This window comes from Haladaptatus pallidirubidus (assembly GCF_020700235.1).
Classification (GTDB): Archaea; Halobacteriota; Halobacteria; order Halobacteriales; family Haladaptataceae; genus Haladaptatus; species Haladaptatus pallidirubidus.
The window spans coordinates 3,135,346-3,160,404 of sequence record NZ_CP085301.1; the positions used below are offsets into that span (position 1 = coordinate 3,135,346).

Consider the following 25,059-nt stretch of genomic DNA (forward strand, 5'->3'; position numbering starts at 1 on the left):
GCTTTGAGCAGTTGCTACTTCGAAGCTAGCTACTCCCGGCACCGCTGAAACCGCAACCGACTGCGTTACTCGGTCGCTTTGCGTCTTGGGTGCCTCCTCCACCGGCAGAGCGTGCCTCTGCCGGGCTAGTCGCTCGCACGGGAACAGACACGGTCTCCCCTACTCTTGTTCGCGTCGCTCACGAGAACTCCGTCGTCGCTCACGAAGACTCCCACGCTGGCACAGACTTTCGGAGGTAACTCCTCAGCCCTGTGTCAGCGCGCGCTACCGTGGTTTGTATCGATTCTCACGATCCTATCGCGTACCGATTCTCGGTTTCTATTCCACACTGCGAATCGTAAACGTCGGTTCGTCGATGGCCTCACTCTTGCACTCTGGGCAGCGCGAGGGGCGGTTGGCCGGGTCGTCGAATCGGTCGAATCCACAGTCACGGCATTCGGGCGGCGCGACGAGCAGTCGTTCGTTGCCCGATTCGACCGACCGGGAGATGTGTTTGGCGTGTCGAAGCGCCGACCCGGGCGTGATGTCGAACTCCACCGCGAGGGTGCTCGGCGAGGCGGGAGTTTCCCTGAGAAAGTCTGCAATCTGCTCCCGCGTCGTTTCGTCCTCGGTCATATCTTGCGGGTGGCGTCGCTCGGTCAAATTTCTATCGCGACGAAGCTGACGGCGTAAAGTATTTTCCCACTGTCGCACATGGCTAACCTACGACGGGGGAGCGTACCGAGATATCCGACGAAACCATGTTACGTAACCAAACCGTCCTTTTCGTTGAACACGAGACGGATTTCGCGCAGGCGTTTGCCCGCGCGTGCGACGACCTGACCGTCTACGTCGAATCGTCGCCATCGGAGTGTCTCGCCCGCCTCGAAACCAGCGCGGTGGACTGCATTGTCAGTAACTACGACCTGCCGAAAGACGACGGTCTTTCCCTCCTCGAATCGGTGCGCGACGACTATCCGAACCTTCCGTTCGTCCTGTTCACGGGCGCAGGCAGCGAACACGTCGCCAGCGAGGCGATTTCGGCTGGCGTGAGCGACTACCTCCCCGAAACCGCCGTGGACGGAACGGACGACCTCAGGACGACCATCGAGAATGCTATTGACAACCATCTTGGCGGGCGTGGGGAAAGCCGAATCGAGGCGCTCACAACCGCGTTTCCGGACGTTGCGTTTCTCCTCAACGACAGAGGCCGGTACTGTGAACTGCTCGTTGGTCCGAACACGGAAAGTCTGGCCGCCAGTTCTCCGACGAATCTGGTCGGAAGACGACTTCACGACGTGTTCCCCGAGGAGAAGGCGGACAGATTTTTGGCGCAGATTCATCGGACGCTCGACTCCGGACGCATCGAAACCATGGAGTATCCGCTGACGGTCGAACGGGGAGAACGGTGGTTCGAAGCGCGAACGACGCCGCTCGGAGCGAACATCAACGGGCGGGAAGCCGTCGTCTGGGTCGCCCGCGACGTAACCGACCGTCGAGAGCGCGAACATAAACTGGCCCAACAGCACGAGGAGCTAGAGACGTTAAACCAGATTCACCGTGTGATTCAGGAGGTTATTCACGAACTCGTTCACGCCGCAACCCGGGACGACATCGAGCAGTTAGTCTGCGAGCGACTGGTCGATTCGGGACTGTACGAACTCGCGTGGACCGACGAAAGCGAAGTGAGTCGGAAAGGAGTCACACCCCGAACCCGCGCCGGAGGAATCGACGGTTATCTCGACACGCTCGTCGACTTCGGGACGGCAATCGGCGATGACCCGGCGGACATAGCCATGCGGACCGGCGAACTGCAGGTCATTCGAGATGTCAGTGAGACGGATAAACTTCCGCCTGCGGTCTGTCAAGAAGCACTCGACCGCGGCGTCGAATCCGGCATATCGATTCCGATTTCGTACGGGAATACGGTGTACGGCACGCTGTCTCTCGTTTCGACGCGGTCCGGCGTGCTGGGAAAGCGAGCGCAGGCCGCACTCGAGACCCTCGGCGACACCATTGGATTCGCAATCAACGCCGCGAAAAACAAGAAGATACTGCTGTCGGACAGCGCCGTCGAACTCGAATTTCAGGTGGCAGACCCGAGGGAGGTGTTTTTAATCGTCTCCCGCGAGTTGGACTGTCGCTGTTATCTTCACGGGTTGGTTCCGGCCTCGGACGGAAAACTGCTCCACTACGTTCGAATCGACGACGCTTCGCCGAAGCGCGTCGAGGAGATGATCTCCGACGCGGAGCAGGTCGAGGAGTGCCGACTCATCGACAGCGACGACGCCGGATTCGTCCTCGAAACCATCATGGCCGAATCGACGGTCAAGAAACTGGTCGAGGCCGGTGCCGCCGTCCAGTCCGCGATTGCGGATTCGGGCGAAGTGACCCTCGTTGCGGAAGTGCCACACGACACCGATGTTCGACAGGTCGTGGACACCTTCCAGTCGGCCTACCCGGACTCGCAGTTGGTCGGCAAGCGCACGGTGGGTCGGGGTACGCAAACCGCGCGTGAGTTCCGCCAGTCGTTGACCGAGCGACTCACCGACAGACAGGAGACGGCGCTCCGAACGGCGTACTTCGCGGGATACTACGATTGGCCGCGAGGAAGCACCGCCGAGGAAGTCGCCGGGTCACTCGATATTACGTCGCCGACGCTCCACTACCATCTCCGGAAGGCGCAGAACGAACTCCTCTCGGCGTTCATCGACGGATAGCTTCGTTCTGTCGCTGTTTTGCAGTTGGGGGCTCTGTTGAAAGCCTCAGCGTGTGATAGGAATGGCGTGCTGAAGACAGAGCACGGGTCTATCACCGTACTGAGCGACTCCGGACTGCGACGGATTTTTGATTGGTAATATCTGAATCCGTACGCGACCACTGCGGTCACTGATCGTCCCGGAATACGTGCTCGTCTGAACTCGAACGTTAAAGGCCCCGCGGCCACCACAAAGTGATAGTATGCCGACGCTCCTCCACTACTCTGACGTTGAGAACGCTTTCGACCGCCCTGAGCGGGCCGCAAGGCTCGCGGCCGCCCTCCAGACGCCTGCCGACGCCGTCGTCGTCGGGTCCGGTGATGTTCTCGCCCCCGGTGCCCTCGCGAACGAACACGAGGGGCGCCACGCACTCCCGTTTTTCGAAGCCGTCAGGCCAGCCGCAGAGACGTTCGGCAACCACGACTTTGACTTCGGTACTGACGGCCTCCAAACCATCGTTGAGGGATCGCCCCAGCCGTGGGTGTCAGCGAACGTCACGCTCCCCGACGTTGACGTCCCGCAGTCGGTCGTCGTCGAACGCAACGACGAGCGCATCGGCGTCACCGGTGTCACCGCACCGGACGCTGTCGGCGACTGGCTGGACGGCGTTAGATCCACCGACCCTGTTGACGCAGCACAACGGATGACCGACCGCCTCCAAAGGGACTGCGGCCTCGTGGTTCTCCTCGCGCACGTCGGCGACGAGACGGTAACCGCCCTCGCTCGGGAGACCGCGGCCAACGTAGTGTGTGCCGGCCACGTCCACTCCGAGCGCGTCGACCACGTGGACGACACCTGCATCGTCCGGCCAGGAGCCAACGGTCGGGTTGTCAACGCCGTCGATCTCGATACCATGGAGGTGGCCTCCCGCCACGTCCCTGACTGGGAACCCGACACGACGGTCGGCGACCAGATCCGCACCCTCCGGGAAGGCACCGGCCTCGACGATGTCGTCACCCACGTCGAAACGCCCATCCCACGGTGCAGGAAAACCCGCTACGACGGCACTTCGCGAGTCGCTGGGTTCGTCGCCGCCGCGACCCGGTGGGCGGTCGACGCTGACGTCGGCGTCGTCGATTCTGGCGGCGTCCGTGACGGCCCGCCGCTGACTGGCGATGTCACCGTCGGCGAAGTACGCGGCCTCTATCCCTTTGAGGCACCCGTCACAGTCCTCGAACTCGACGGCTCTCAGCTCTGGGCGTTAGCAGACTCCGCCATCCGCCCCGACGAATACCCCGACAACCCCGTTTGGGCTTATTTCGACGGCCTGACTGTGGACTGGTCCACGGACGGTCTCCAGGAAGTCACAACACAAGACGGCTCACTTGTTGCTGACAAGCAGTACACTGTCGCCACCTCGGCCTACGTCGCCGGCAGCGGGACATTCGAGGGAGTCGCCAATGCTTCGACCAACGACGACGGCCCTCTCCACCCGGACGCCCTCATCGCGTACGCTCGCGAGGAGGGCATCGAATGACGGTTCCACTAACGTGATCCATCAGATAGTTCCGCTGCCCTGATTGATGGCGGAGGACAGAGTAACCCTGAATGGTATGCACTGTTGGTCTACTCACTGACACACGCGTTCCCTATTCAGCATGGCCTCCTCAAATACTCACTTGTTGTCGATTTCAACAGGCCCGGTTGGGGGTGTTCGGCTTTCGCCATCTACGTTCGCTGATTCGAACCTGAATTCCACGGTCAAACTGAGCCAAATCAGTATCGAACCGACTGATTTTCACACCGAACCGATACGGAGGGAAATACATCACTCGTCGGCACTGCAATGAAAAAGGACTTAGGGTGCGGGAGTGACGCTCCACCCATGAAAGCCGTCGTCCTCGCGGGCGGATACGCGACGCGCCTGTGGCCCATCACGAAACATCGGCCGAAAATGTTTCTCCCCATTGGTGAGACAACGGTCATCGACCGCATTTTCGCTGACCTCGAAGCCGACGACCGTATCGACACGGTGTACGTCAGTACGAACGAGCGATTCGCGGACGAGTTCCGCGCGCACCTCGACGAAAGCGAATTCGAAAAGCCGAAACTGAGCGTCGAAGACACCTCCGAAGAAGACGAGAAGTTCGGTGTCGTCGGCGCACTGGCTCAACTGGTCGAACGCGAAGAGGTCGATGACGACATGGTCGTCATCGCCGGAGACAACCTCATCAGTTTCGACGTCGGCGAATTCGTCGATTTCTTCGAGGAGAAGGAATCGCCGATTCTGGCCGCCTACGACGTTGGGAGCAGGGAGCGCGCGAAATCCTACGGTCTCGTGGAACTGGACAATGACCGCGTCGTCGATTTCCAAGAGAAACCCGACGACCCCAACTCGACGTTGGTTTCCATCGCCTGCTACGCCTTCACGCAGGACAACCTTCCGCTCCTTCGGAAGTATCTCAAAGATGGCAACAATCCGGACGAACCCGGCTGGTTCGTCCAGTGGTTGCAGGCCCAAGAACCGGTGTACGCCTTCTCCTTCGAGGAGGCGTGGTTCGACATCGGCACGCCGGAAAGCTACCTCAACGCGGTGTCGTGGTATCTGGACGGGGATTCCTACGTCGCCGACAGCGCGACGCTCGAAAACGCCGAAGTCGGTGAAAACGTGCACGTGATGGACGGCGTGACGCTCGAAAACGCCAGTCTCGACAACGCCATCATCTTCTCGAACGCGACGGTTCGGGACTGCGACGTGCGCGATTCCATCATCGACGAGAAGACGCATATCGAGAACATGGATCTCGCAGGCGCACTCATCGGCGCGCACACCCAGATTACGAACGGGTCGCGCGACGAGTAACGCCGAATTCCGTTGTAGAACTCGCTGGTGAGTCGCATCGACGTTCGTCCAACTGCCCCACCGTCCATACGATTTATTGTCTGCACAGTCATGTGAACGGGAATCCTATCTGAAGCGCATGAGCCAAACCAAGGCTGTCGATCAGACGAGTCAGACGGAGACGGAAGACGATATCGGAACGAAACTCTTCGAACTCGTTGTTGGCCCTCATCGCCGCGGGAATCGAAGCGGTTCGTGAATACCGAACTGCGAAACGAACCGCCGAGTGAACTGACGGCATTGGTCGGTCGTTTCCGAGGTTACTGCTCCACGCTATCGAGCAGGTGGTGTTCGAGGAACGCACCTTCCCTTTCGGCGACCTCTTCGAAGAGGTCGCCGAAGAACGCCCCGAAGTGGTCGGTGTCGTGCTTCGCTCTCCCGAACTTTCGTTCACGCTGTTTACGAAGACATCAAAACCCCCGCTAACTCACGCTGTTCGTTCGCAGAAAGAACACTCACCCCAATTTGGCATCCGAAATACGAATTCGTCCTCGATTGTCGTTCCATTCGATGTCGTACTCCAACTCGATTGGTCGTTCCATGTGTGGAGCGTCGGTCACAAACGTCTCGAACTCGCCGCCCTCCCCCAAAATATGAACGCCGTACTCGTCGTTGAGCTCTTCAAGTTCGTCCAGTGCTTCCTTATCCAGCGTCCGACCGAGCCACGATTCGTCCAAGCCGTAGGCCGCGACTTGGATTATTTTGATTTCGAACCCGGCGTCGATCATCGCGTCGCCGAGTTCGCGGGGGTCTTCCTGCCAAAGGGGGGCGAACAGGTCGATGTCGAGGCGGTCGCAGAGGGCTTGAATCCGGTTAGTCTGGAACTCGCTTTCGACCGCGCCCGCGGTGACGCCCGCCAAATCGAGGTCGAGTTCGCGGAGCGCGATTTCCAGTGTCTCGGTTTCCTTGTCGCCCTGCTCTCCGGCGTCCTTCGCGGATTCGGCGTCGAAGTCGCCGTCGACGTTCACGAGCTGGATGCCGATGCTTTCGGCGACCAGCGTGGCCAATGTGGTCGCCGGAACGTGGTACATGTACGAGTCGCCCGCCGGATGGACGGTGAGCAGTCGCTCGACGTTCAGACCGTCTTCGAGCGCGCGGTAGAGCGCCCACGAGGAATCCTTCCCGCCGGAAAAGAGACTGACCCACGCCTGCTGGTTCATGGTCTGGGTTGCGAGCGCGGGAATAAATGGCCCACGGTTACTCGGCGATTTCTTCCCCGAACGTCGTCCCGCTCACGTAGGACGCCACGCGCACGCCCAGCAGACTGACGAAGACACCGAGGAAGACGTACACCGCCAGTCGCGTGCCGGGGTCGAGAGTGAACTGGGAAACCGTCGTCTGACCGACCGAAATCTCGGGGACGACGACCGGCCCGATTTTGCCGTCTCGCTGGAGGAAGTACGCGGAAAAACCGCGAACGACCAGTCCGACCGCCAGCACGCCGAACGGGAGGTTGAGGTAGGAGTTTCGAAGTCGGTCGTTGCGAATCGCCTCGTCCAGCAGTCGCCCCATGCTCGCGGTGAGGGCGGCGACTGCGAGCCACGGCACGCTCTCGAACGTGAACGCCATGGCGGTGATGAGGATGCTTTCGGTGGGTTCCAACGGCGCGGCGCGGAGCGCTCCGGCGAAGACGCCGATGAGCGACAGCCCCAACGCGACGACGTACGTAACGATAGAAACCCGACCGGAGTACAGCGCATCGCGGGCCTCGGCAGGCAAATCGCGGAAGTAGTCGCCGATGGCGAGGCCCTTGTAGAGGACGAACAGGCCGATAACCGCGGTGATGGTCGAGGTGGCCATGGCGAGTCCCAACCGCAGGAGGAGCACCGGGAACGCGATGAGCGCGATGCCGGTCGGGACGAGGACGGTTTGGCGTAGTTCCTCGTCCGCGAGGAACTGCTTCAACAGGTAGTAGGTGGATTCGATGTCGCGGGCCTGCCGGACGACGACGCGGTCGACCGCATCGACCCGGACGCGACTCTCTACGATGGGAACCAACCGCTCGTCCTCCGCGCTGTCGATGACGATGATGGCCGAGTCTGGGTCGTGTTTCGCCACGAGTTCGTCCATCTGCGCGGCGACGGCGCGGTCTGCGCCCACCCGCGTTTCGGCGGTGCCGGAGATGACCGCGACTATCGTCTCCTCGTTGCCGTCGCGGAGGTCGCGGGCCACGCGGAGGGTTTCGAGTAGACAGTTGACACTCGAATCCTCCGGGTCGGCGAGTCCGACATCGGTGACGAGCGAGCGAACCGCCTCCCACCCGGCGACTGGCATCTCCAGTCCGGTCTTGCGCCCGATGTCGTTGTTTCTATCGACGCACACCACCAGCGTACTCATTCGGTATCTCATCCCAGACGGGCAAGGGATAAAAAGGTCTTCTTTATGCCAACTGGTTGTCGTTCGTCAGACGTTTCCGTTGAGCGCGTCGAAAATCCCGTCCGTAAACTCCCGATTCGTCCACAGACCGACTTCCATCCCGCCAGCGACGGCCGCCGATTCGACGGGTATCTGCCCGCCACCCATGCGTGCGTGCCCGCCGGCGTCCGCTCCTGGAATCTCCGACACGGCGGACTGCAGGGATTTCCCCATGTGGACGCGGTCGTCGTGCGAACGTCCCGAAACGTGGATCGTGTCTTCTTTCTGACCGTAGATGACGACCGCCGTCACCCCTTCGAGATGCATCAGTTCGTCCGCGGCCTGCGGAATGGCGTCCACGTTCGACAGTTTTCCGACGTTACAGACCGCGAACGAGCCGCGAACTTCGCGCTCCGTGATGGCCCGCGATTTAATTTCGAGGACTTCGGCGCTTACCTGTGGATTTGCGATTCTGTCGAGGCGGTGTTCATCCACACCCGGATACAGATACGCGCAGGCGGAAAATTCCGCCTCGGAGCAGCCGTTCGTGAGGTGTTTAGTGTCGGACTGAATTCCGTACAGCAGCCCGGTTGCGACGTCGGTCGGCAGGACGAACCCGTCTTCGGGCGGAATTTCGTCCGGCCCGACGGGGGTCGCGCCGAGTTCGTCGAAATACTCCGCCACGATGGTCGAACACGCGCCGTAGTTCGTCCGCTTGTCGGTGAACACCTCGCCCGTCCCGTTGCCGGGATGGTGGTCGATGACGGCGTACGGTTCGATTCGTTCGGCCCCGTCGAATCCGCGAGGGGTGTTGTGGTCGACGAGGACGATGGTCGAAGAAGCGAGGTCGGTTACGTGTTTGACGCGAGTGAGTTCGAGGTCGAGAATCGTTCGAAACGCACGATTTTCCTGATGTCGTATCTGGCCGGAGTACTGCAATGTCACGTCCGTTTCGACCGTTTCGGCGAGATACGCGACGGCGATTGCACAGGCCATCGCGTCCGGGTCGGGGTTCGGGTGCATCAGGACGACGATTTCGTCCCGTTTCGCCAGCGCCCGCTTGAGTCTGGCCCCCATCGGCCGCCGAATCCAGCGAACGACCAGCCAAAGCGACAGCGCAAGCACGCCTGCCCCCAGCGCCGCACCGACGACGAGCATCGTATTCTCGGAGCTATAGACCTGCGCCGTCCGAAATAGCCCCTGAGCCGACTGGTCGGCCGGAAACTCCATACTCCGAATTGTCGATATGTGGCGACAAGAACTTTTCCCAACGGTAACAGATGTCAGACGTTTCCGGGCTGTCGATATTCAGAAATCGCGTCCCGATACCCTTTTCGATACGTCGGATATCGAAACTCGTAGCCGAACTCTTTCAATTTCTCGTTCGAACACCGTTTGCTCGACCGCGCGCGTTCGGAGGAAGCCTCCCCGTGCTCCGGTGGTTCGACGTCGCACTGCTCCGAGAGCCACTCCGCGAGCGTCGGTTTCCAAATCGGTTCGTCGTCGCACGCCAACACGGTTTCGTTCCGCGCCACATCCGCTTCTAATAGGAACCGAATCGCCCCCGCCGCGTCATCGCGGTGAATCAGATTCAGGTACCGTTCTGACACCGGTCCATCCAGATACCGTTCCAGCCGGTATCGTTTCGGACCGTACAGTCCCGCGAATCGGGCAACCGTCCAATCCATGTCGCTTTCCTCCCGGGCAATTCGCTCGGCCTCAACCAAAATCTCCTCTCGCTCTGTGTTCGGCACCAACGGCGTCGATTCGTCAACCCACGCCCCGTCCCGGTTTCCGTACACGCCGGTACTGGAGGTGTAGACGACTCGCTCCGGTGGAGCATCGCGTTCCGAAAAATGCGACAGTGTCGTTCGAAGTCCGTCCAGGTAGGCGTCCCGCGCCGACTCCGAATCGCGCCCGCCCGCGCTAACCGCGTAGATAAGACTGTCTACATCGGGGATCGCGGAGAGAGAGTCCTCGTCGGTCACGTCCGCTCGCACCCCGTCGAATCCCGCGTCTCCGATGGCCTGCACGCCGTCGGCAGACCGCCGGACGCCGACCACGTCGTGTCCGTTCCCGTCCAACTGCCGACCCAGTTCGAGGCCGACGTAGCCACAGCCAAGGATTGCGACGTTCATACACCTTTTTCGGACGCAACGCGGAAAACCCCGCCGCTTCACCGTCTTTCAGTCGCGGTCGTTTCGGGTTGCGATGAAGTGGTGGACGAGGGCGTACTCTTCCAGCGTCATCGATGCTCGTCCTTCGATTTTCTGCTGAAGTGCGCGCGCGCCGAGGTCGCTGTCGATGCTGGACGCCAGCGTGTCGATATCGAGAACCCCGGTTGTCATCCCCATCAGCAGGTGGTCGCGCACTTCGAGCAGGATGGTGTCCTTCGGCGGCGCATCACCGGTCGCAAGAATGCCGGCGGCATCCTCCAGCGTGAGTTCTGGTTGCCCACCATCCGCGACGGATGTAACCGTTTCCCGGTCGAGTTCCGTCGCCGCAACCACATCCTCGATGCCGACCGACTCGATTGTCGCCGCGAGTTCGGCGACGTACTGCGCGTGAACCTCCTCCGGCGTCGATTCGCCGGGCTTTTCTATCTCATCATAGAGCATGCTCGCCACGAAGGGCGCGCGAGTCAAATGGGTTGTCACTCCGATTCGACCACCCCGGCGACCGTTCGTCCGCATCGCCGTTCACGTCGCCGACGCCCCGTTTCCCCGGCGGAACCGCGATGATGACTGTCGTCCACGTGTCGAACGAAACGGGCGTCGTTCGGCCGAGCAACTCCTCGTTTCCATCGCCGTCGAAATCCAGCCGAACCGCTTGCGATTGCCGAATGTACGCGATCGACGCGCCCGGCGAGACGGGCGACCCTTGCCGCGCCCGAACCGTAAACCGGGCGTAGGTTCCCGACACATCGACCTGCCAGACGTTGACCGTCGCGTACCAATATCCCGGAACGGGCGCGACCGGCAATCCCGCCGCGAGACTCGACATCGTCTCGTTGACCCACTTTTTCTGCGCACCCTCGACACCTCTCTCTATCGATTTCTTCGTTAGTCGCTTCGTTTCGTCCTCGATAATTTTTCGAACCGTTTTGCTCGCCGGTTCGACCGTCGATTCCTTTACACCCTTCGTCTCGGAGCGCGCCGTTTCGAGCCCCATCTGGACCCGGAGCGCAAGCCGGTCGCGTTGCATCTGTGTCCACTGTGCAGTCTCCTCCGATTGGTCGGACTGACCCAACTGTCCCGCGTTCTGCAATCGCTGTTTTTCGATTTCCGACGCGATAGGTTCCGCGGCGGAACCGTTCGACAGCGCGAGCGCGCGGTCTGCCGTCGTCTCCCATTGGGCGAGTCCGCGGCGGATGGTGACCCAACGTTCTCCCCAACTCAAATCGATCGCTTCGAGGGAATTAACGAGCTTTTCTCTGACGTTCGTGTTCACCCGGCGAAGCGACCGATGGAGGTCGTTTCGCTGTCGCCGAAGGCTTTCGTTCTCGCTCGCTGAAAGCGTTCTGTTCGCGGCTTTCAAGGTGAGCCCCCCGTTTCGGAGGTTCATCCGTTTTTCGTCGCGCGCACCCGGTAGTAACGAGACGATTCCGTCCGTCGCGTCGTCGGTGGGAACCGCGAACAGGTTGACGTTTCGTGCGGACATCGGATGGGCTCGTTCACCCCGCGGAACCGCCGAAACGTGGTCGTGCTCGACGGCGGAAAGGGTAAGATACGCCGGTGAACCATCGACGGAAAGGTTCGTCGGCGTGCCGGGACCACTCGTGGGAAGCGGATTCCGAGTCGGTGATTCGACCCGTTTTCGGGAGTCAAGTATCTCCTGCACCTGGTCGAGCGGGACGCCGGTCGCGTCCCGAATCGCCGAATTGAATCCTTTTTGCGTGCGTTCGGTACGTTTCGCCCTGTCATCGAGGCGGGACGAAACCGCGTCGATGTACGCCGCGCGAACTGCGTATCGAGCTCGCTCCGCCGTACTGTTGTACGTCTCCGGTGCATCCACCAACGTATCCCTGTGCGTTCGAAGTTCCTCCGCCAACGTCGCCGTCGGATTCGTTTCTCCGCCAGCAACCGCGCCTCGGGAAACCGTCACCGAGCGGTTTTCGATTCGATTTCGGAGTTCACGAACGTCCCGATACACCCACCGTCGCAGTTCGGTCGGAAGACGACCCTGCACCGTTTTCGGACGCGTATCGAGCGTCCCATCGACCGCCTGTTTCGCAAGGCTGTCCGGGCCGCCGCGGGCGGAAACGAGTGTATCGACCGCTTTTCGTTCGACATCCGCGAGATTCGGCCCGGAAAACGGCCCGTGAGATTCGTGCGCCGTCGGCAGTGGTCGTTCGGGAGCGAACTCGGTTGCCGTGTGGTCGCCTGCAACTCCGAGCGAAACGACGAACTCGTCCGTCCATCGCCGCATCATCGTCCGATTCGTCCCATCTTCTTTCTCCCAACGGTCGATTGCCACGTGCGTCTGGGCGACGCGTCGCCCATCATTCCACAGAAGATGCCAACCGGAAGGAGTTCCGGGTCGTTCGTCGTCCCCTCGCTTCTGGTCTACACTTTCGACGGTCATCCGCGTTTCCGATTCCTGCTCTACGAGTGTCCAGTTTTCGCCCGGCGACTGCGGTTCGGGTCGAGATTCGTCACGAACCGTTCGGACGGTCGCGACCGTCCGAACGGAAGCGCCGTAGGCGGATTCGAGAGCGGTGTCGAACCGGCTTTCCGTCGTCTCCTGTGTTTCGTTCTCCCCGATGAGGTCGAGCAGTGCCCTGTCCGCCGACTCGTTTACGCCGACGACCATCCCGTCCTCCGGCGAATACGTCGTATTCGTCGCCCCCGAGATGGTCCGAGGTTCGTCGTCGAGCGAGTCAGTCGTTTCCAGCACGATATCCGTCCAGAACGCTCCGCGTTCCGTGGTCGGAACCAATACGTCGGACAGTCCGACGCGGGCGGTCGCCCGCCGAAGCCCGTTTCGTCCGGCGCGGTCGCTTCGACCGAAGGCATTTCGTTGCTCTTCCAACATCGCCCCGTTCGCCATCAGTTCGACGTGGCGATTCGCCAGCACGTTCCCGATCGGCGCGCCGCCGTACTGGGCGTATCCGCGCGCCCACGTCGTCGCGTAGAGCCGCGCGGTCAATCGTCGTCCGAGACCGGGCTTGAACGGGTCGCGGCTCAGTCGCCGTTCGAAGTTCTGAACACGTTCGTGAAGCGCGAGAACCGGGGTCTCGACGACAACGGTGATGTTTCGGGAGGTTTCCGCGACGACCGATTCGTCACGATACGCGCGCAGCGAGACGTTCTCGATTCGAACCCTGAGTCCCGCATCCGTGGCGTTTCCGACCGGTTCGATGCGGACTCGCTCTTTCGCTCGCTGGAGCGACCCGACGCTCGGCGTCGGTGACAGTGACGGACTCGCACGAACGTCGCCGACGCGGACGGTCGTGGATTCGAACCGCTCTCGCGCGGTGAGGTAGATTCGGAGTCGGAGATAATCCCGAAACGCCGCCGAGTCGTCGATCAATTCCCCCGCAGTCGTATTTGCTGGTTCGATAAGCGGTTGTGCAGATGCGTCCGTTCCCGCCCGCTGAACCGCGCCCCGAAGGGCCGTCTGCGTGCTCGCCGTCGCGTGTTCCATCGTTCGTTCGACGCTCCGGTCTACCGTCGGCGATTTTCGGGTAGCGAGCGTCCCCGCGAAGGTCGCACTGCCGACCAGCAAAAGGACGCCGACGAGGGCGAACGGAACTCGTGCTCGGATATCTTCTCCCAATCTCACATCGACCACGTCCTGACGACGAGTTCCGCTCGCCCGACGGAGACGGATCGGGCCGCCTCTTCCGGGGATTCGAACGTTTCCCGAAGTTCGAATTCGACGGCCGTCGTCATCGTCCGAACGAGCATCTGTCTGGTTCCTGTACCATCTCCATCGTTCCCATCGTCCAACGAATCAGCATCGTACCGTCCCCTCAGTCGCCGAAACCGACCGGCGACTGAATCGGCTACCGGCGTTCGGTCGCGGAGGGCGATACTCGTCGAATGCTTCGGAAACAATCCCGAAACGATTCCGGTCGCAACGACGCGTGCAACGCCACGATACCCGTTTCTTCGTGCCGCATCGACGGCGTCGTCTCGAACCACCGGCAGTCCGCTCGGAACGGACAGGGAGGCCGCGTGAACGGTCGCATCATGCGGCGGCGAGTTTCCGATGCTGGTAACTCCCCGAATGTGGGCGTTTCGGTACGGTCGCCAGCGAACAACGATATGTGCGCTCGTCCGATTCCCGGCGGCGGTTCGCTCCCGTATTGTGTTTTCCACCGCCGTTTCGAAAACCCCGCTCGTCCGCGTCAGTTCGCTTCCGTAAACCGTCGTATTGGCAACTGCGGCCTCGGTGAGCAGTCCGGCAAACGTGCCGTAATTTCTCCGAGAAAGCGATTCTCGTTCGGTCCGAATCGTGTAGTTCACCTCCGCGGTGCTGGTGACGAGGACGTTCGCCGTCGATTCAGCGGTCGATCGCTTGTTGTTTGAAATCTGTTCCGCCGACTGCGCACCGACGATGACGAAGGCGCTGGCGCTCACCAACAGCAGACAGAGCGTCACGTCGAAAACGGTGCTAATCGCCCGCCCCCCGGTTTCGCGCATTACCACACCTCCACTCGGAGGCGGGCCGGACGGATGTTTCCGGGTGAAACTCGAACACTCACGATGGTTTCCGCGGCGTCCGCAGTCTTCGGGGTCGGCGGGCCTTCGTTCCACAATCGGGTGCGGTTTTCGTCCCCCGGGTTCGTCGCGAGCGTGACGTTGAGATGACGACCCTCCGGTTTCATTCGAAGCGCGCCAACGAGTCGGGTTGGAGTCACGACGCCGTTCGAACTGGCGGCCCGCTCGACTCCCGACAGCGTCGCTGGCGCGGGATTTCGATTCGGTTCCGGCATCGCGTCGCCCAACACGCCAGTATAGGTCACGAGTCCGACACTGATAGCGAACACCGCGATGAGTGCGGGGAGCGGTTCGGCTTGTGCCCGTTCACGAGACCAACGTCGCATCGACTCCCCCCCACGAAACACAGCGAATTCGGAGTGTGCTGTCCGCGCCCATCCACTCTGCTCTGTGATTTTGCTCGTCGCGTATCGCCGAATCGAAATCGGTCGGAGAGTCGAAAACGACATCCGGAGGTGTTCCGTTCAGCACCCGCCGGAGCCGGGTGTCTCGTTTCGACCCATCCACGCTCCCGACCGGAACGACCGAATCCGAGACGAACGCGGCGTGCGCGGTTCCGCCTTTTCCGCGCAGTCCGAGACCGCGGGAATCGAGTTTAATTTCCCGCGCCGAAAGCGGCTGTTCCGCGGTCGCAGTGTACTCACACCCCGCAACCGAATCGACCGTGTTGACCGCGCGGGTGGCGTCCGGCGGGGGTGTCGTCGGCAGCTCGGCGGCGACTCCGAAAACGACCAGACTCGCTATCGCCACGCCGAGCCAGACGTACCACGCATCGACAGGTGCATCGAACATGGGCCGGAATGGTTTCGTTTTCCGACTTAAATCTACGCTCAGGCCACAGTTCCGGCGAGCGCGAACGCGGCGAGGTAGATCGCAGTGGCGGAGAGCAGTGCGTTGCCGACTCGATAGCGAACCAGCGTTCCGTCGAGTCCGTGTTCCAATCCGACCGTCAGCGTCGTGAGTATTGCCGAAAGCAGGAGGACGTAGACGCCGACCGTGAGTCCGAGAACGTCTGCCGGAAACGCACCGGCGAGGGAAGAGGTCGCTCCCCCAGTTCCGACGTCTCCTATCCCGCCAGCGAGGGCGACCGTCGCACCCGAAACGAGTGGGCCGAACAGCGCCGCCGTATGGCGAAGTGTTCCCGTCACTTGGGCGAGTTCACGCCGGGCCTCGCGTTCGACCTGCTGAAGGTCGTCGAGATGGCTCGCCATCGACAGCACTGCACCACCGGCGGGCCGTCCTTCCCGCGCCGAGAGCGCGAGGAGTGCCGCGGCACTCCTCGCACGAGGGCTTGGAACGTCCGAGAGTGCGCCGTGGTCGCCGAGAAACGATTCTCGAACACCGAGTCGAAGCCGTCGCTGGATACGATCTCCACGCGTGAACAGTTCGCCGGTCTCTCCGGGGATTTCGTCGCTGACGACCGAAATCGAGCGTTCGACGGCGATTCCTTCGTTCACCCGACGGCCGACGAGGTACAACGCGTCGGTTAGATTCTCCTCGACGGCGCGAACCCGGTTTCTGACCCGAACTGTCGGCTGTTCGAGTCCGACGAGCGAACATCCCAGCGTGCATCCGGCACCGGCAACCCAGCGCGTCCAGTCGGGAAGCAGGACTCCTGCGCCGAAAAACGCAACCGCACCAGCGATGCAACTCAGGGTTAACACGTCCCACCGGCGACTCGGAACGTCCGAGTGCGCGCGTGTCACGTCCGGCGGCGGAAACGCGACTGGACGACGGATGAGAAGCCACACACCACAAACGACGAGCCCGATCGGAAGCACGATGTCGTAGACGACGACCAGTACGGTCGGCGACAGTGGCACGCCTGCGGCTCGCGCGGACGGAAGCACCGCGACGAGCGCCAGCGGGAGCAAAACCCCGAAAGCGTACATCGCCGTTGCCGGTTCCCGTATCTCCGAAACGAATCTCGCCATCTCTTCCCGCGTTCCGTCGAGTATCGCGGACAGCGCGCGGTCAAGGGTTCGCTCCCGTTCGTCTGGCGGGGCTTCGCTGGCGGCGGAAACTAACAACACCGCCCGATTGAGCGCCGGGTTCCACGATTTCCACTCCTCGGCGAACGTGGAAAAACCGGAATCAGGCGAACCGATTGCGCGCCGAACGTGGTCGTCGAGACTGTCCGAAAGGGGACCGTCGCCGGTTCGTGCCGAGAATTCGGCGGCGGTTTCGGCGGTCGGTTCGATTCGCATCCGAAGCACGGCCCTGGCGACGAGGTCGGGCGCGTCACCGAGCGCCTGCGTGCGTTGTGCCGTAGCGAGCAGGACGGGAGCGCGGCGAACTGCTATCGAAACGAGGAGTGCGAAGGCGAACAGACATCCGGCGGTCGGAATCTGAACCCCTGCGGGCACCACTGCCGTCACGACGAGCGCGACGAAACAGCCGAGAATCCCCGCGCCGTTTCCAGCGCGAATGACCCGCGTGCTGTCCGTCTCGGCGCCCAGGAATCCGAGCGCGCGTTCGATATCGGAATCGGGTGAAACTGCCCACGGATACAGGGAGGCGAGTCGTGTGAGTATCACGCCAACCCGCCGTCCATTTCCGATTCGGTTTCGGTTCCCGATTCGCCGTCCGTCCTCACCTCGTTTTTCGTTCTCGGCTCCCGAACCATCCTCTCCGTCGTCGCCTCGAATGACGGATTCGATCGGCCGACCCGTTCTTCAATATCGCTCGTTCGGGCGGCGATCGCCGCCCGAACGTCGGCATACGTTTCCGTCGAACCTGCGAGGTCGGCGACGAGCGCGCTGTTGCCGCGGTCGATTCGCCCGGTCGAAACCAGTTCGCCGTCGTCGAGCTCGTACAGCGATTCGAACCGAATCGAGTCGCCGTCTCCGACGACTTCCTCGATTCGTTTGACGCGCTTGCCGCTGGTTTCGGCCGTTTCGTACGGTTCGAGGGTGATGACGAACTGCGTCGTAGCGAACGACGACGGTGCCACGCCGAGGTCGGTGACGACCCGTTCGTACACCGCCTCGCCGCAATCGCCGTGAATGGTTCCGAGAACCGCACTTCCGCTGGCACCGACTCGCATGGCTTCGTACAAAACGGTCGCTTCCTCTCCGCGAACTTCGCCGACGACGAGCGCACCCTCTCCCAGTCGAAGCGCGGTTCTGAGGGCTTCGACCGGTCGTACTCCGGACTCGTCTTCGTTTGCCGTCGTCAGCAGCGATTGAACGTCCCGTCCGTCGCGCTGAAGCGATTCGACGGGCAGTTCCCGCGTGTCTTCGATGACGACGGTTCGCGTCTCTTTCGGCAGTTCCCAGAGCAGTGCACCGAGGCAGGTCGTCTTTCCCGCCCCGCGAGCGCCCGCGACGAGACCGGCGGCGGCCCGTTCGACGGCGAACGAGAGCAGGCCAGCGGCGTCCGCCGAAATCGTTTCGTTCTCGACCAGCGTCGTAAGCGTCCACCTTTCCTCAGACTGGACGCGAAACGCGAATCCGACCCCGTCGCTGATCGGGTTCGTCACTCCGGCGACGCGGACGGACGTACCGCGTACCTCGGCAACCGCGTCGAGGGTCGGACTCGCGCGCGAGAAGGCACGGCCGCTCGTCCGGCGAAATCCGGACGCGAGCGACTCCGCACCAACGGTCGTGAGGCGAACGTTAGTTCGCATCAGCTCTCCGTCAATTCGAACGCGGAGGGGATTGGCATCGACAGGGGCTGTTGCGAACACGTCGGAGACGGCGGAGTCGGCGAACACATCGGAAAGGATTCCGTACCCCTGCGTGTATTTTTCGAGAACCGCAGTGAGGTCATCCACCGGGTCATCCACAGTTGCGACCGCTCTCACGGCCCGTCCGGGCGCTCGGGTTCCGCTTCCTTTGACGCCACCGCTCGCGAGCCGTTCGACAGCGCGATGGAGTGTTTCGAACGCGGACACGTCGAACGAGTTCTCCAGCGGTTCGATGTGGTAGGTTCGAAGCGTATCATCGGTTTCTACGGCGGTGCCGTACCACCGAACCGTCGCCCCGGTTTCGAGCGTGTACCGGTCTTCGAGTCGAGCGCGGGGTGGCGGTTGAACCACCACCCGCGAGCGCGCGATGGCCGGTCCGACGAACGGTCGAAAGTCGTCGTAGCCGTCGATTCGGTGAACGCCCTCCGCGAGTCCGGTTTCGGCGGCGATTTTCGACACCGTTCCTGCGCGACCGATTGCGTCGATTCCAGCCCGAATCGGGTCACGTCGCGCGCGTTCTGCGAGGGTTTCGTCGTAAAACGAGGCGCGCTCCGCAAAGCGTCCTGCCGACGCGAGGAGAGCGGCGTCGTCGCCCTCGTAGGCGCGTTCGACGCCGTTCCGTCGAATCACTACTCGGTTCGCTTCGCGGTGTGCGAGCGCGTCGATAACCGTCGCTCGACAGTCGGGATTTTCTGCGAGGAGGCCGCCACCCGAACAGTCGTCCACATCGACGACGAGTTGGTCGCCGTCGAACGAGGTGTTACAGTCGCAGTTGCGCACTTTCTTGCTTCCTCCGCGTTTCAAAAACGGGTTTTTCGCCAATCGATCCCACATGGTTCGGCGTGGTTCCGTCTTCCGGTTTAAAGTTCAGGCGGCGGAAGAGGGTAGTTCGTCAGTTCGGGAAACGAGGACGAGGCGCTTTCCGCGCCGTTCGACCAGCGATAGCACGATTTCCGTTTCTCCCGTACTTCGAACGACGAGCGGAATTCGGTCGGATTCGAGAATCCTGCCGTGGCCGTCTTTCTGCTCACTTCTTCGGGCGACGCGGAGGTCGAACGGGACGTGCCGAACGTGGATTTCGCCACCGACGCGATAGGCGAGTACGTCGCCGCTGGCGTCGGTTCCGTGTTCCGAACCCGGAAGGCCGCCGATAGCGATGAACGCTATTCCGACACCGCTCGCGGATTCGGCAGGAAGCGAGAGCGTAATCGCTCTTCGGGCACCGGGGTGGGCCATCGAAACCGCGTTTTCCTCCGAGAGGTCGATAAGGGCGTTTTCGACGGTTGCCAGTTCACCGTCGGCGTGGTGTTCCGCGCGGGTCGTTCGAGCGTCCTCGATGGCGGGATAGGAGAGGCTACAGAGGGCGACGGCGAGAATCACGGCGAGAACGACGCGAACGCTCACAGCATCCCGCGGAGTCGTGCGAAGATGGAGCCAGACTCCGATTCCGCCTCGAATTTTCCTGCCGAAAGCTGACTTTTCGTCGGGAGTTCAGGGGAGCGTTTGGAAGGGGGATCGTTCCGAGATTTCGTCGTTTCTCGGTGCGTTGGTCGATGATCGGACGGTTTACACCGATTGGACTTCGCTTCGGTCTTCGCGAGCGCAGCGTCCGCCCGTCGTTCGACATCCGCGTTGACGGCGCGGATGTTGCCGACGTAACCGCGAAGTGCTTGGACGGCGGCGTCGAGTTCGTCTAGTCGCGGTTCGACGTCGTCCGCTCTCGATTCGAGTTCATCGACGCGCGCGGTTAGTTCGGGTGCTGTCATCGAAGTTACTACTGGACAATCGTCCGCCTCCGAATCCTCGTGCGTGACGGGATTTCCGTTCCTATCGATTAACGCGCGTTCGACGGTGCGAAGGCGGTTGTCGAGTGTTTCGAAATCCGACATGGTCGCAGTTGGTTTCGCTTATCTACTTAAAATTGATGTGATCGATGACAGAAAATTCATTACGGGTGAACGGGTGGGCTTTGGCATGAAAGTCGTCCTGATTGGTATCGGTCAAGCCGGGGGGAAACTGACACAGAAACTCGTCGAGTTCGACGCGAACATGAATTTCAATGCGATAAAGGGTGCGTTGGCGGTCAACTCCGCGAGAACGGATTTACAGTCCCTCGACCTCGATACGGTTCTCGTTGGTCAGGAACGGGTGAAAGGCCACGGCGTCGGCGGGGACAACGAACTCGGAGCGGAAGTGATGCAGAGCGATGCAGGCGAGGTCATGAGTGCACTCGACGGACGCATTACAGCGGAAGGCGAAGCCATCTTCGTCGTCGCGGGACTCGGCGGCGGAACCGGTAGCGGCGGCGCGCCGGTGCTGGTCCACGAACTCCAACGAATCTACGAAATGCCCGTCTACGCGCTCGGCGTCCTCCCCGGTCGCGGCGAAGGGTCGATGTATCAGGCGAACGCGGGGCGGTCGCTGAAAACCGTCGTGCGAGAGGCGGACGCGACGCTCCTCATCGATAACGACGCGTGGCACGAAACCGGCCAGAGCGTCGGTGAAGCGTTCGACGCCATTAACCAGCAAATCGCCCAACGCGTAGGTATTCTGCTGGCCTCGGGCGAAGCGATCGAAGGTGTCGGCGAGAGCGTGGTCGATTCGAGCGAAGTCATCAACACGCTCCGCGCGGGCGACATCGCGGCCCTCGGTTACGCCAGCGCGGGAGCGAGCGAGGAGAGCGGCGAGAATATCAACACCGTGACGAGTAACACGCGGCAGGCGATTTTGAGTAACCTGAGCGTCCCAAAAGCGACAGACGCGGATTCCGCGCTTCTCGTCGTTGCGGGGGACGCAGACCGGATTCCGCGGAAAGGCGTCGAAAAGGCACGCAAATGGCTCGAGGGAGAAACGGGTAGCCTGCAAGTTCGCGGCGGCGACTTCCCGCTGGACAGCGACCGACTGGCCTCACTCATCCTCCTCGGTGGCGTCGAGCGCTCGCCGCGCATGAAGGAGTTTATGGAGCGAGCGAAGGAGGCGAATCAGCAGGAAGAACGGAACGAAGACCCCGCGGAGATGTTCCAGAACGACGAACTGGACAATCTGTTCTGAGCGGATTTGAATTAGTTTCGTTCGTCTTCGACCATCCTCGCGAGTCGATCGAGTCCGAGTTCGATTCGTTCCATACTGTTCGCAAAACTCAGTCGAAGGTAGCCCTCGCCAGCGTCGCCGAACGCGGAACCGGGCGCCGTGACGACGCCGTACTCTGAAAGCAGTCGCGCTGCCACGTCGGCGCTTTCCCCGTCGAGTTCGCTCACGTCCAAAAATGCGTAAAACGCGCCCTCCGGGCGAGGGCAGGAGATGTGCGGAATCCCTTCGACGCGATTTACCAGATAGTCGCGTCGGTCGCGGAACGCGGTTCGCATCTCGCGAACGGGATCTTGTGTCCCGGTCAAGGCGGCGAGTGCGGCGTGTTGAGCGATGCTCGACGGGCAGGCGGTCGTGCTTTCGCCGAGGCTCGTCGCGGCTTCGATCACGTCCTCGGGGCCGACGAGCCAGCCGAGTCGCCAGCCGGTCATGGCGTAGGTTTTCGAACAGGAATCGACGGTTAGCAGTCCCTCGGGGTAGTCAACGTAGGAGGTCACGCGCCGGTGGTCGTCGCCGTAGGTCAGGCGGGCGTACACCTCGTCCGCGATGACGAACGTACCGTGCTCCCGTGCGGCCTCGACCACCGCTTTGACGGCGTCCTCGTCGTACACCTGCCCGGTCGGGTTCGATGGAGTCGTCAGGATGACCGCGGCGGTGTCCGGACTCAATCGGTCGATAATTCGCTTCGGGTCGAGGTCGAATCCCTCGTCCGGAGGGAGTGGAATCGGAACTGGCGTGGCTCCGGCGAGTCGAGCCTGATTCCGGTAGTTCGGCCACGCTGGTGTCGGAATTAGCACGTCGTCGCCCGGTTCCGCGATTGCGGAGAGCGCCAAGGACAGAGCTTCCATCGCGCCATTTGTGACGGAAACGTGACGCTCGGGGTCGAACGAAACGCCGGTTTCGTCCGCCATTCGCTCGGCGATTGCGGTTCGCAGTTTGGGAATTCCGGCCCCCGAGGTGTAATGCGTTTCCCCGTTTCGCGCCGCTCGTTCGGCCGCGTCGATGACGGGCTTCGGCGTGTCGAAATCCGGTTCGCCGACCTCCAATCGGACGAGGTCGCCTCCCTGTTCTTCGGCAAGTTCGAACATCACGCGAATCCCCGACCGCTCGAACTCGGTTGCCCGTGACACGATTCTGGTCATGGTTTCGACCGTTGCTTTCCCGGCGCAAGTAGTTTTGCAGACCCATCGCGGTTTGCCGGATTGTGCCGAGATTTCGAACTCAGCTCGGAACCGAAATCGGCCACGGACGGGAACCTATTAGGTCGCTCCGAATTCAGTTTCCGACATGGTATCCGAACTCTTTGATGGGGAACGCTGGGAGGAAATCACGGACTTCGATTTCCGCGACATCACCTACCACAAGACGAAAGACGGGAAAACGGTTCGAATCGCCTTCGACCGCCCCGACGTGCGAAACGCCTTCCGACCCGGCACGGTGGACGAACTGTATCGCGCGCTCGACCACGCGAAACGCCAGACTGACGTCGGCTGTGTCCTCCTGACTGGCAACGGGCCGTCCTCGAAAGACGGCGGGTGGGCGTTCTGTTCCGGCGGCGACCAGCGCGTTCGCGGCGGCGCAGGCTACGAGTATCAGGGTGAAGATGAGGAGAGCGAGGCCGCATCCGAGGCTGGCCGACTCCACATCCTCGAAGTACAGCGCCTCATTCGCCACATCCCGAAGCCGGTCATCTGCGTGGTTCCGGGATGGGCCGTCGGCGGCGGCCACAGCCTCCACGTCGTCTGCGATATGACGCTCGCCTCCGAGGAACACGCGAAGTTCCTCCAGACCGACCCCGACGTGGCGAGTTTCGACGGTGGGTTCGGGTCGGCCTACCTCGCCAAGCAGGTCGGCCAGAAGAAAGCCCGCGAAATCTTCTTCCTCGGGAAGACCTACTCCGCCGAGGAAGCGGCAGAGATGGGCATGGTGAACGAATCGGTTCCCCACGAGGAACTGGAGGACGTGGCCTTGGAGTGGGCCGAAGCAATCAACTCGAAGAGTCCGACCGCGATGCGGATGTTAAAGTACGCATTCAACATGACCGACGACGGCATGGTCGGTCAGCAGGTGTTCGCGGGTGAAGCTACTCGACTCGGGTACATGACCGACGAAGCCCAAGAAGGGCGGGACGCGTTTGTGGAAAAGCGCGACCCGGACTTCTCGGACTATCCGTGGCATTACTAAGCACCTTTTTCTGCGGTCGCGCGGCTTCGTCGCGCTCTCTGGAAAAATCTGGACCAAAAGCACTCCTCTTTCCCTGCGGTCAGTCGTCGGCCCGCTCGTTCGTCGCGGTGCTCCTCGCTCGCGGAGAGAATCTGGCCGCTAGCGGTTGTGTGGCTCGGCTATGAGGCAGCGGTTGGTTTCTGTGCGATGTACACCCGACTCACGGTTTACTGAACAGGATATTGCCGACAATAGTGAGAAAATAGTCTGTCGAGAACTGCTTCGCTTTAAGTAATTCTCGCGATAAGGTTGAGATACGAACGGAAGACGGGTCGTATTCTGACCCGACGCATTGACTTCTCGGAGCGACTGCGCTGACTCCCTTGGAACACGGTCAGTCACGCAAGCCAACCGGTCAGTGTTTAAGTGCTTCTCGTGATAAGATGAAGATACGGACGGAAAGCGGCGGCGAATTCTACCAAAAATAACACAGCCACCAGCGATAGCTGTCGTCGCACTGGTAGTATCCTTCCACAAACCAACCTTTGAACTATCTCGCCCGAGTAGACGGGTGTGATGCACCGAGGCGACGGCGATGCGCATTCGGCCCGCTGGCAGTGGGAATCGGAAGCGGACGCCGAGCAAACCGACCGAGAAGCGCTCGAATTGAGTCAACTGCCGGGGGATGGTGCGGTTCGGCGGGCAGACCTCCAGCGCGACCAGTCGGTTCGGAAGTGGGGGCCAGTCACGCCCAGCGCGACGGTTATCGGGCGCGCGAAATCGCCGGAGGACGATTTGAGCGACAGCATCCGCCGACTGCACGAGGAACGCCATTCCGCGATGGCTGGCCACAGCAGTCGGATGCACCACCTCGACAAACTGCGGGTGAGTCACGCCCTTTGCAACGACCTTTCTTTGACGCCGTGGCAACGCGACTGCGTCCTCGGCGTCATGTCGGAACTCGACCTGACCGCCTTCGGAAGCCAACGGGCAATCCCGAAGGTCGCGCTGGTCGTCATCCGCCACATCGTTGACCGGGAGCGCGAACTCCACCTCGGTCTGGACGACACGGAGTGGATTCGCGGACTGCCGCCGGAGCGAATGACAGACTTGTACGACCAGTTCGAGTCGCTCACGGACGAAGAGCGGTTTACGAACCTCGCCGAAAAACACGGACTCGACGTCACGAGTCTGAACCGCCTCCGGCGCGTGCTTCGGGAGCAGTTGGACCAACACGGATTGGAGTACGCGGTTCACGGGCGGAATCCGCACCGCGACCCGAATCTACCCAGTCTCACGAGTCGGTGGAAAAGCAGCGCGGAGGCGGGGGACTAAGCAGAGCCGAAGCAGCAAAAGCAGGCGCTATGGAGCGTAATTCACCGCGTAGAATCCGAACCAATCCGCCTCGTATCTACTCCGTATCGCGAGAACTACGTAAATGGACTGCGGGTCGGTTGGGTC

General features: G+C 61.7%; 21 protein-coding genes. 6 read left to right on the forward strand and 15 right to left on the reverse strand.

Annotated features, from left to right (window positions below):
* Positions 1-318 precede the first annotated feature (318 nt).
* Positions 319-615 (reverse strand): transcriptional regulator, encoded by a 297-nt coding sequence (locus LIX15_RS16870; RefSeq protein ID WP_227774382.1) that lies wholly within the window; start codon positions 613-615, stop codon positions 319-321.
* A 125-nt stretch (positions 616-740) separates the two neighbouring features.
* Between LIX15_RS16870 and LIX15_RS16875 the strand changes: the two genes are divergently transcribed.
* The 3 genes from LIX15_RS16875 (at position 741) to LIX15_RS16890 (ending at position 5,541) form a co-directional block, all read left to right on the forward strand.
* Entirely contained in the window at positions 741-2,699 is a 1,959-nt protein-coding gene (locus tag LIX15_RS16875) for a bacterio-opsin activator domain-containing protein (RefSeq protein ID WP_227774384.1), read from the forward strand.
* Between the two features lie 241 nt (positions 2,700-2,940).
* Positions 2,941-4,215 (forward strand): bifunctional metallophosphatase/5'-nucleotidase, encoded by a 1,275-nt coding sequence (locus tag LIX15_RS16885; protein WP_345411684.1) that lies wholly within the window; start codon positions 2,941-2,943, stop codon positions 4,213-4,215.
* 348 nt (positions 4,216-4,563) lie between these two features.
* The gene (locus tag LIX15_RS16890) at positions 4,564-5,541 is read left to right on the forward strand and encodes a nucleotidyltransferase family protein (protein ID WP_227774391.1); all 978 of its coding nucleotides are present in this window, start codon (positions 4,564-4,566) and stop codon (positions 5,539-5,541) included.
* 494 nt (positions 5,542-6,035) lie between these two features.
* Here the strand turns inward: LIX15_RS16890 and LIX15_RS16895 are convergent, their stop codons facing one another.
* From LIX15_RS16895 to LIX15_RS16955, 13 genes are all read right to left on the reverse strand, one after another.
* Positions 6,036-6,740, reverse strand: a complete 705-nt coding sequence (locus LIX15_RS16895) for a diphthine--ammonia ligase (RefSeq protein WP_227774392.1) — start codon at positions 6,738-6,740, stop codon at positions 6,036-6,038.
* 37 nt (positions 6,741-6,777) lie between these two features.
* Positions 6,778-7,917 (reverse strand): DUF373 family protein, encoded by a 1,140-nt coding sequence (locus LIX15_RS16900; protein WP_227774394.1) that lies wholly within the window; start codon positions 7,915-7,917, stop codon positions 6,778-6,780.
* Positions 7,918-7,983: 66 nt separating this feature from the next.
* Positions 7,984-9,165 carry a DHH family phosphoesterase gene (locus LIX15_RS16905; RefSeq protein WP_227774396.1) on the reverse strand — a complete coding sequence of 394 codons (1,182 nt, stop codon included), beginning with the start codon at positions 9,163-9,165 and terminating at the stop codon, positions 7,984-7,986.
* A gap of 53 nt (positions 9,166-9,218) precedes the next feature.
* Positions 9,219-10,073 (reverse strand): SDR family oxidoreductase, encoded by an 855-nt coding sequence (locus tag LIX15_RS16910; RefSeq protein WP_227774400.1) that lies wholly within the window; start codon positions 10,071-10,073, stop codon positions 9,219-9,221.
* 48 nt (positions 10,074-10,121) lie between these two features.
* Positions 10,122-10,553, reverse strand: coding sequence for a DUF5791 family protein (locus tag LIX15_RS16915; RefSeq protein ID WP_227774402.1), 432 nt, complete (start codon positions 10,551-10,553; stop codon positions 10,122-10,124).
* Complete coding sequence (locus tag LIX15_RS16920) at positions 10,543-13,728, reverse strand: DUF7286 family protein (RefSeq protein WP_227774404.1); 3,186 nt, start codon at positions 13,726-13,728, stop codon at positions 10,543-10,545. The genes LIX15_RS16915 and LIX15_RS16920 overlap by 11 nt, the downstream gene beginning before the upstream one ends.
* On the reverse strand, positions 13,716-14,582 hold the full coding sequence (locus LIX15_RS16925; protein WP_227774406.1) for a DUF7284 family protein: 867 nt from the start codon (positions 14,580-14,582) through the stop codon (positions 13,716-13,718). Before LIX15_RS16925 ends, LIX15_RS16920 begins: the two co-directional genes overlap by 13 nt.
* Positions 14,582-14,986, reverse strand: coding sequence for a DUF7285 family protein (locus tag LIX15_RS16930; RefSeq protein WP_227774408.1), 405 nt, complete (start codon positions 14,984-14,986; stop codon positions 14,582-14,584). Before LIX15_RS16930 ends, LIX15_RS16925 begins: the two co-directional genes overlap by 1 nt.
* Positions 14,967-15,452 carry a DUF7283 family protein gene (locus LIX15_RS16935; RefSeq protein ID WP_227774410.1) on the reverse strand — a complete coding sequence of 162 codons (486 nt, stop codon included), beginning with the start codon at positions 15,450-15,452 and terminating at the stop codon, positions 14,967-14,969. The genes LIX15_RS16930 and LIX15_RS16935 overlap by 20 nt, the downstream gene beginning before the upstream one ends.
* Before the next feature lie 38 nt (positions 15,453-15,490).
* Positions 15,491-17,197 (reverse strand): type II secretion system protein, encoded by a 1,707-nt coding sequence (locus LIX15_RS16940; RefSeq protein ID WP_227774412.1) that lies wholly within the window; start codon positions 17,195-17,197, stop codon positions 15,491-15,493.
* Positions 17,194-19,182, reverse strand: coding sequence for an ATPase, T2SS/T4P/T4SS family (locus LIX15_RS16945; protein WP_227774414.1), 1,989 nt, complete (start codon positions 19,180-19,182; stop codon positions 17,194-17,196). Before LIX15_RS16945 ends, LIX15_RS16940 begins: the two co-directional genes overlap by 4 nt.
* A 33-nt stretch (positions 19,183-19,215) precedes the next feature.
* Complete coding sequence (locus LIX15_RS16950; protein ID WP_227774416.1) at positions 19,216-19,752, reverse strand: DUF7311 family protein; 537 nt, start codon at positions 19,750-19,752, stop codon at positions 19,216-19,218.
* The gene (locus LIX15_RS16955; RefSeq protein ID WP_227774418.1) at positions 19,749-20,237 is read right to left on the reverse strand and encodes a DUF7310 family coiled-coil domain-containing protein; all 489 of its coding nucleotides are present in this window, start codon (positions 20,235-20,237) and stop codon (positions 19,749-19,751) included. Before LIX15_RS16955 ends, LIX15_RS16950 begins: the two co-directional genes overlap by 4 nt.
* An 85-nt stretch (positions 20,238-20,322) precedes the next feature.
* Here LIX15_RS16955 and LIX15_RS16960 point away from each other — a divergent pair, with 85 nt between their 5' ends.
* Entirely contained in the window at positions 20,323-21,399 is a 1,077-nt protein-coding gene (locus tag LIX15_RS16960; RefSeq protein ID WP_227774420.1) for a tubulin/FtsZ family protein, read from the forward strand.
* 11 nt (positions 21,400-21,410) lie between these two features.
* Here LIX15_RS16960 and LIX15_RS16965 read toward each other — a convergent pair whose 3' ends face one another.
* Positions 21,411-22,577 carry a pyridoxal phosphate-dependent aminotransferase gene (locus LIX15_RS16965; protein WP_227774422.1) on the reverse strand — a complete coding sequence of 389 codons (1,167 nt, stop codon included), beginning with the start codon at positions 22,575-22,577 and terminating at the stop codon, positions 21,411-21,413.
* Positions 22,578-22,722: 145 nt separating this feature from the next.
* Between LIX15_RS16965 and LIX15_RS16970 the strand changes: the two genes are divergently transcribed.
* Both LIX15_RS16970 and LIX15_RS16975 read left to right on the forward strand, forming a co-directional pair.
* Positions 22,723-23,619: a 1,4-dihydroxy-2-naphthoyl-CoA synthase gene (locus LIX15_RS16970; RefSeq protein ID WP_227774424.1), complete on the forward strand. Its 897-nt coding sequence runs from the start codon at positions 22,723-22,725 to the stop codon at positions 23,617-23,619.
* Positions 23,620-24,174: 555 nt separating this feature from the next.
* Positions 24,175-24,933 (forward strand): DNA-directed RNA polymerase subunit epsilon, encoded by a 759-nt coding sequence (locus LIX15_RS16975; protein WP_227774426.1) that lies wholly within the window; start codon positions 24,175-24,177, stop codon positions 24,931-24,933.
* Positions 24,934-25,059: the final 126 nt, after the last annotated feature.

Coding starts and splice junctions, on each gene's coding strand:
- LIX15_RS16870 (WP_227774382.1), bottom strand. CDS start 615: ATGACCGAGGACGAAACGACGCGGGAGCAGATTGCAGACTTTCTCAGG.
- LIX15_RS16875 (WP_227774384.1), top strand. CDS start 741: ATGTTACGTAACCAAACCGTCCTTTTCGTTGAACACGAGACGGATTTC.
- LIX15_RS16885 (WP_345411684.1), top strand. CDS start 2,941: ATGCCGACGCTCCTCCACTACTCTGACGTTGAGAACGCTTTCGACCGC.
- LIX15_RS16890 (WP_227774391.1), top strand. CDS start 4,564: ATGAAAGCCGTCGTCCTCGCGGGCGGATACGCGACGCGCCTGTGGCCC.
- LIX15_RS16895 (WP_227774392.1), bottom strand. CDS start 6,740: ATGAACCAGCAGGCGTGGGTCAGTCTCTTTTCCGGCGGGAAGGATTCC.
- LIX15_RS16900 (WP_227774394.1), bottom strand. CDS start 7,917: ATGAGTACGCTGGTGGTGTGCGTCGATAGAAACAACGACATCGGGCGC.
- LIX15_RS16905 (WP_227774396.1), bottom strand. CDS start 9,165: ATGGAGTTTCCGGCCGACCAGTCGGCTCAGGGGCTATTTCGGACGGCG.
- LIX15_RS16910 (WP_227774400.1), bottom strand. CDS start 10,073: ATGAACGTCGCAATCCTTGGCTGTGGCTACGTCGGCCTCGAACTGGGT.
- LIX15_RS16915 (WP_227774402.1), bottom strand. CDS start 10,553: ATGCTCTATGATGAGATAGAAAAGCCCGGCGAATCGACGCCGGAGGAG.
- LIX15_RS16925 (WP_227774406.1), bottom strand. CDS start 14,582: ATGCGCGAAACCGGGGGGCGGGCGATTAGCACCGTTTTCGACGTGACG.
- LIX15_RS16930 (WP_227774408.1), bottom strand. CDS start 14,986: ATGCGACGTTGGTCTCGTGAACGGGCACAAGCCGAACCGCTCCCCGCA.
- LIX15_RS16935 (WP_227774410.1), bottom strand. CDS start 15,452: ATGTTCGATGCACCTGTCGATGCGTGGTACGTCTGGCTCGGCGTGGCG.
- LIX15_RS16945 (WP_227774414.1), bottom strand. CDS start 19,182: ATGTGGGATCGATTGGCGAAAAACCCGTTTTTGAAACGCGGAGGAAGC.
- LIX15_RS16955 (WP_227774418.1), bottom strand. CDS start 20,237: ATGTCGGATTTCGAAACACTCGACAACCGCCTTCGCACCGTCGAACGC.
- LIX15_RS16960 (WP_227774420.1), top strand. CDS start 20,323: ATGAAAGTCGTCCTGATTGGTATCGGTCAAGCCGGGGGGAAACTGACA.
- LIX15_RS16965 (WP_227774422.1), bottom strand. CDS start 22,577: ATGACCAGAATCGTGTCACGGGCAACCGAGTTCGAGCGGTCGGGGATT.
- LIX15_RS16970 (WP_227774424.1), top strand. CDS start 22,723: ATGGTATCCGAACTCTTTGATGGGGAACGCTGGGAGGAAATCACGGAC.
- LIX15_RS16975 (WP_227774426.1), top strand. CDS start 24,175: ATGCACCGAGGCGACGGCGATGCGCATTCGGCCCGCTGGCAGTGGGAA.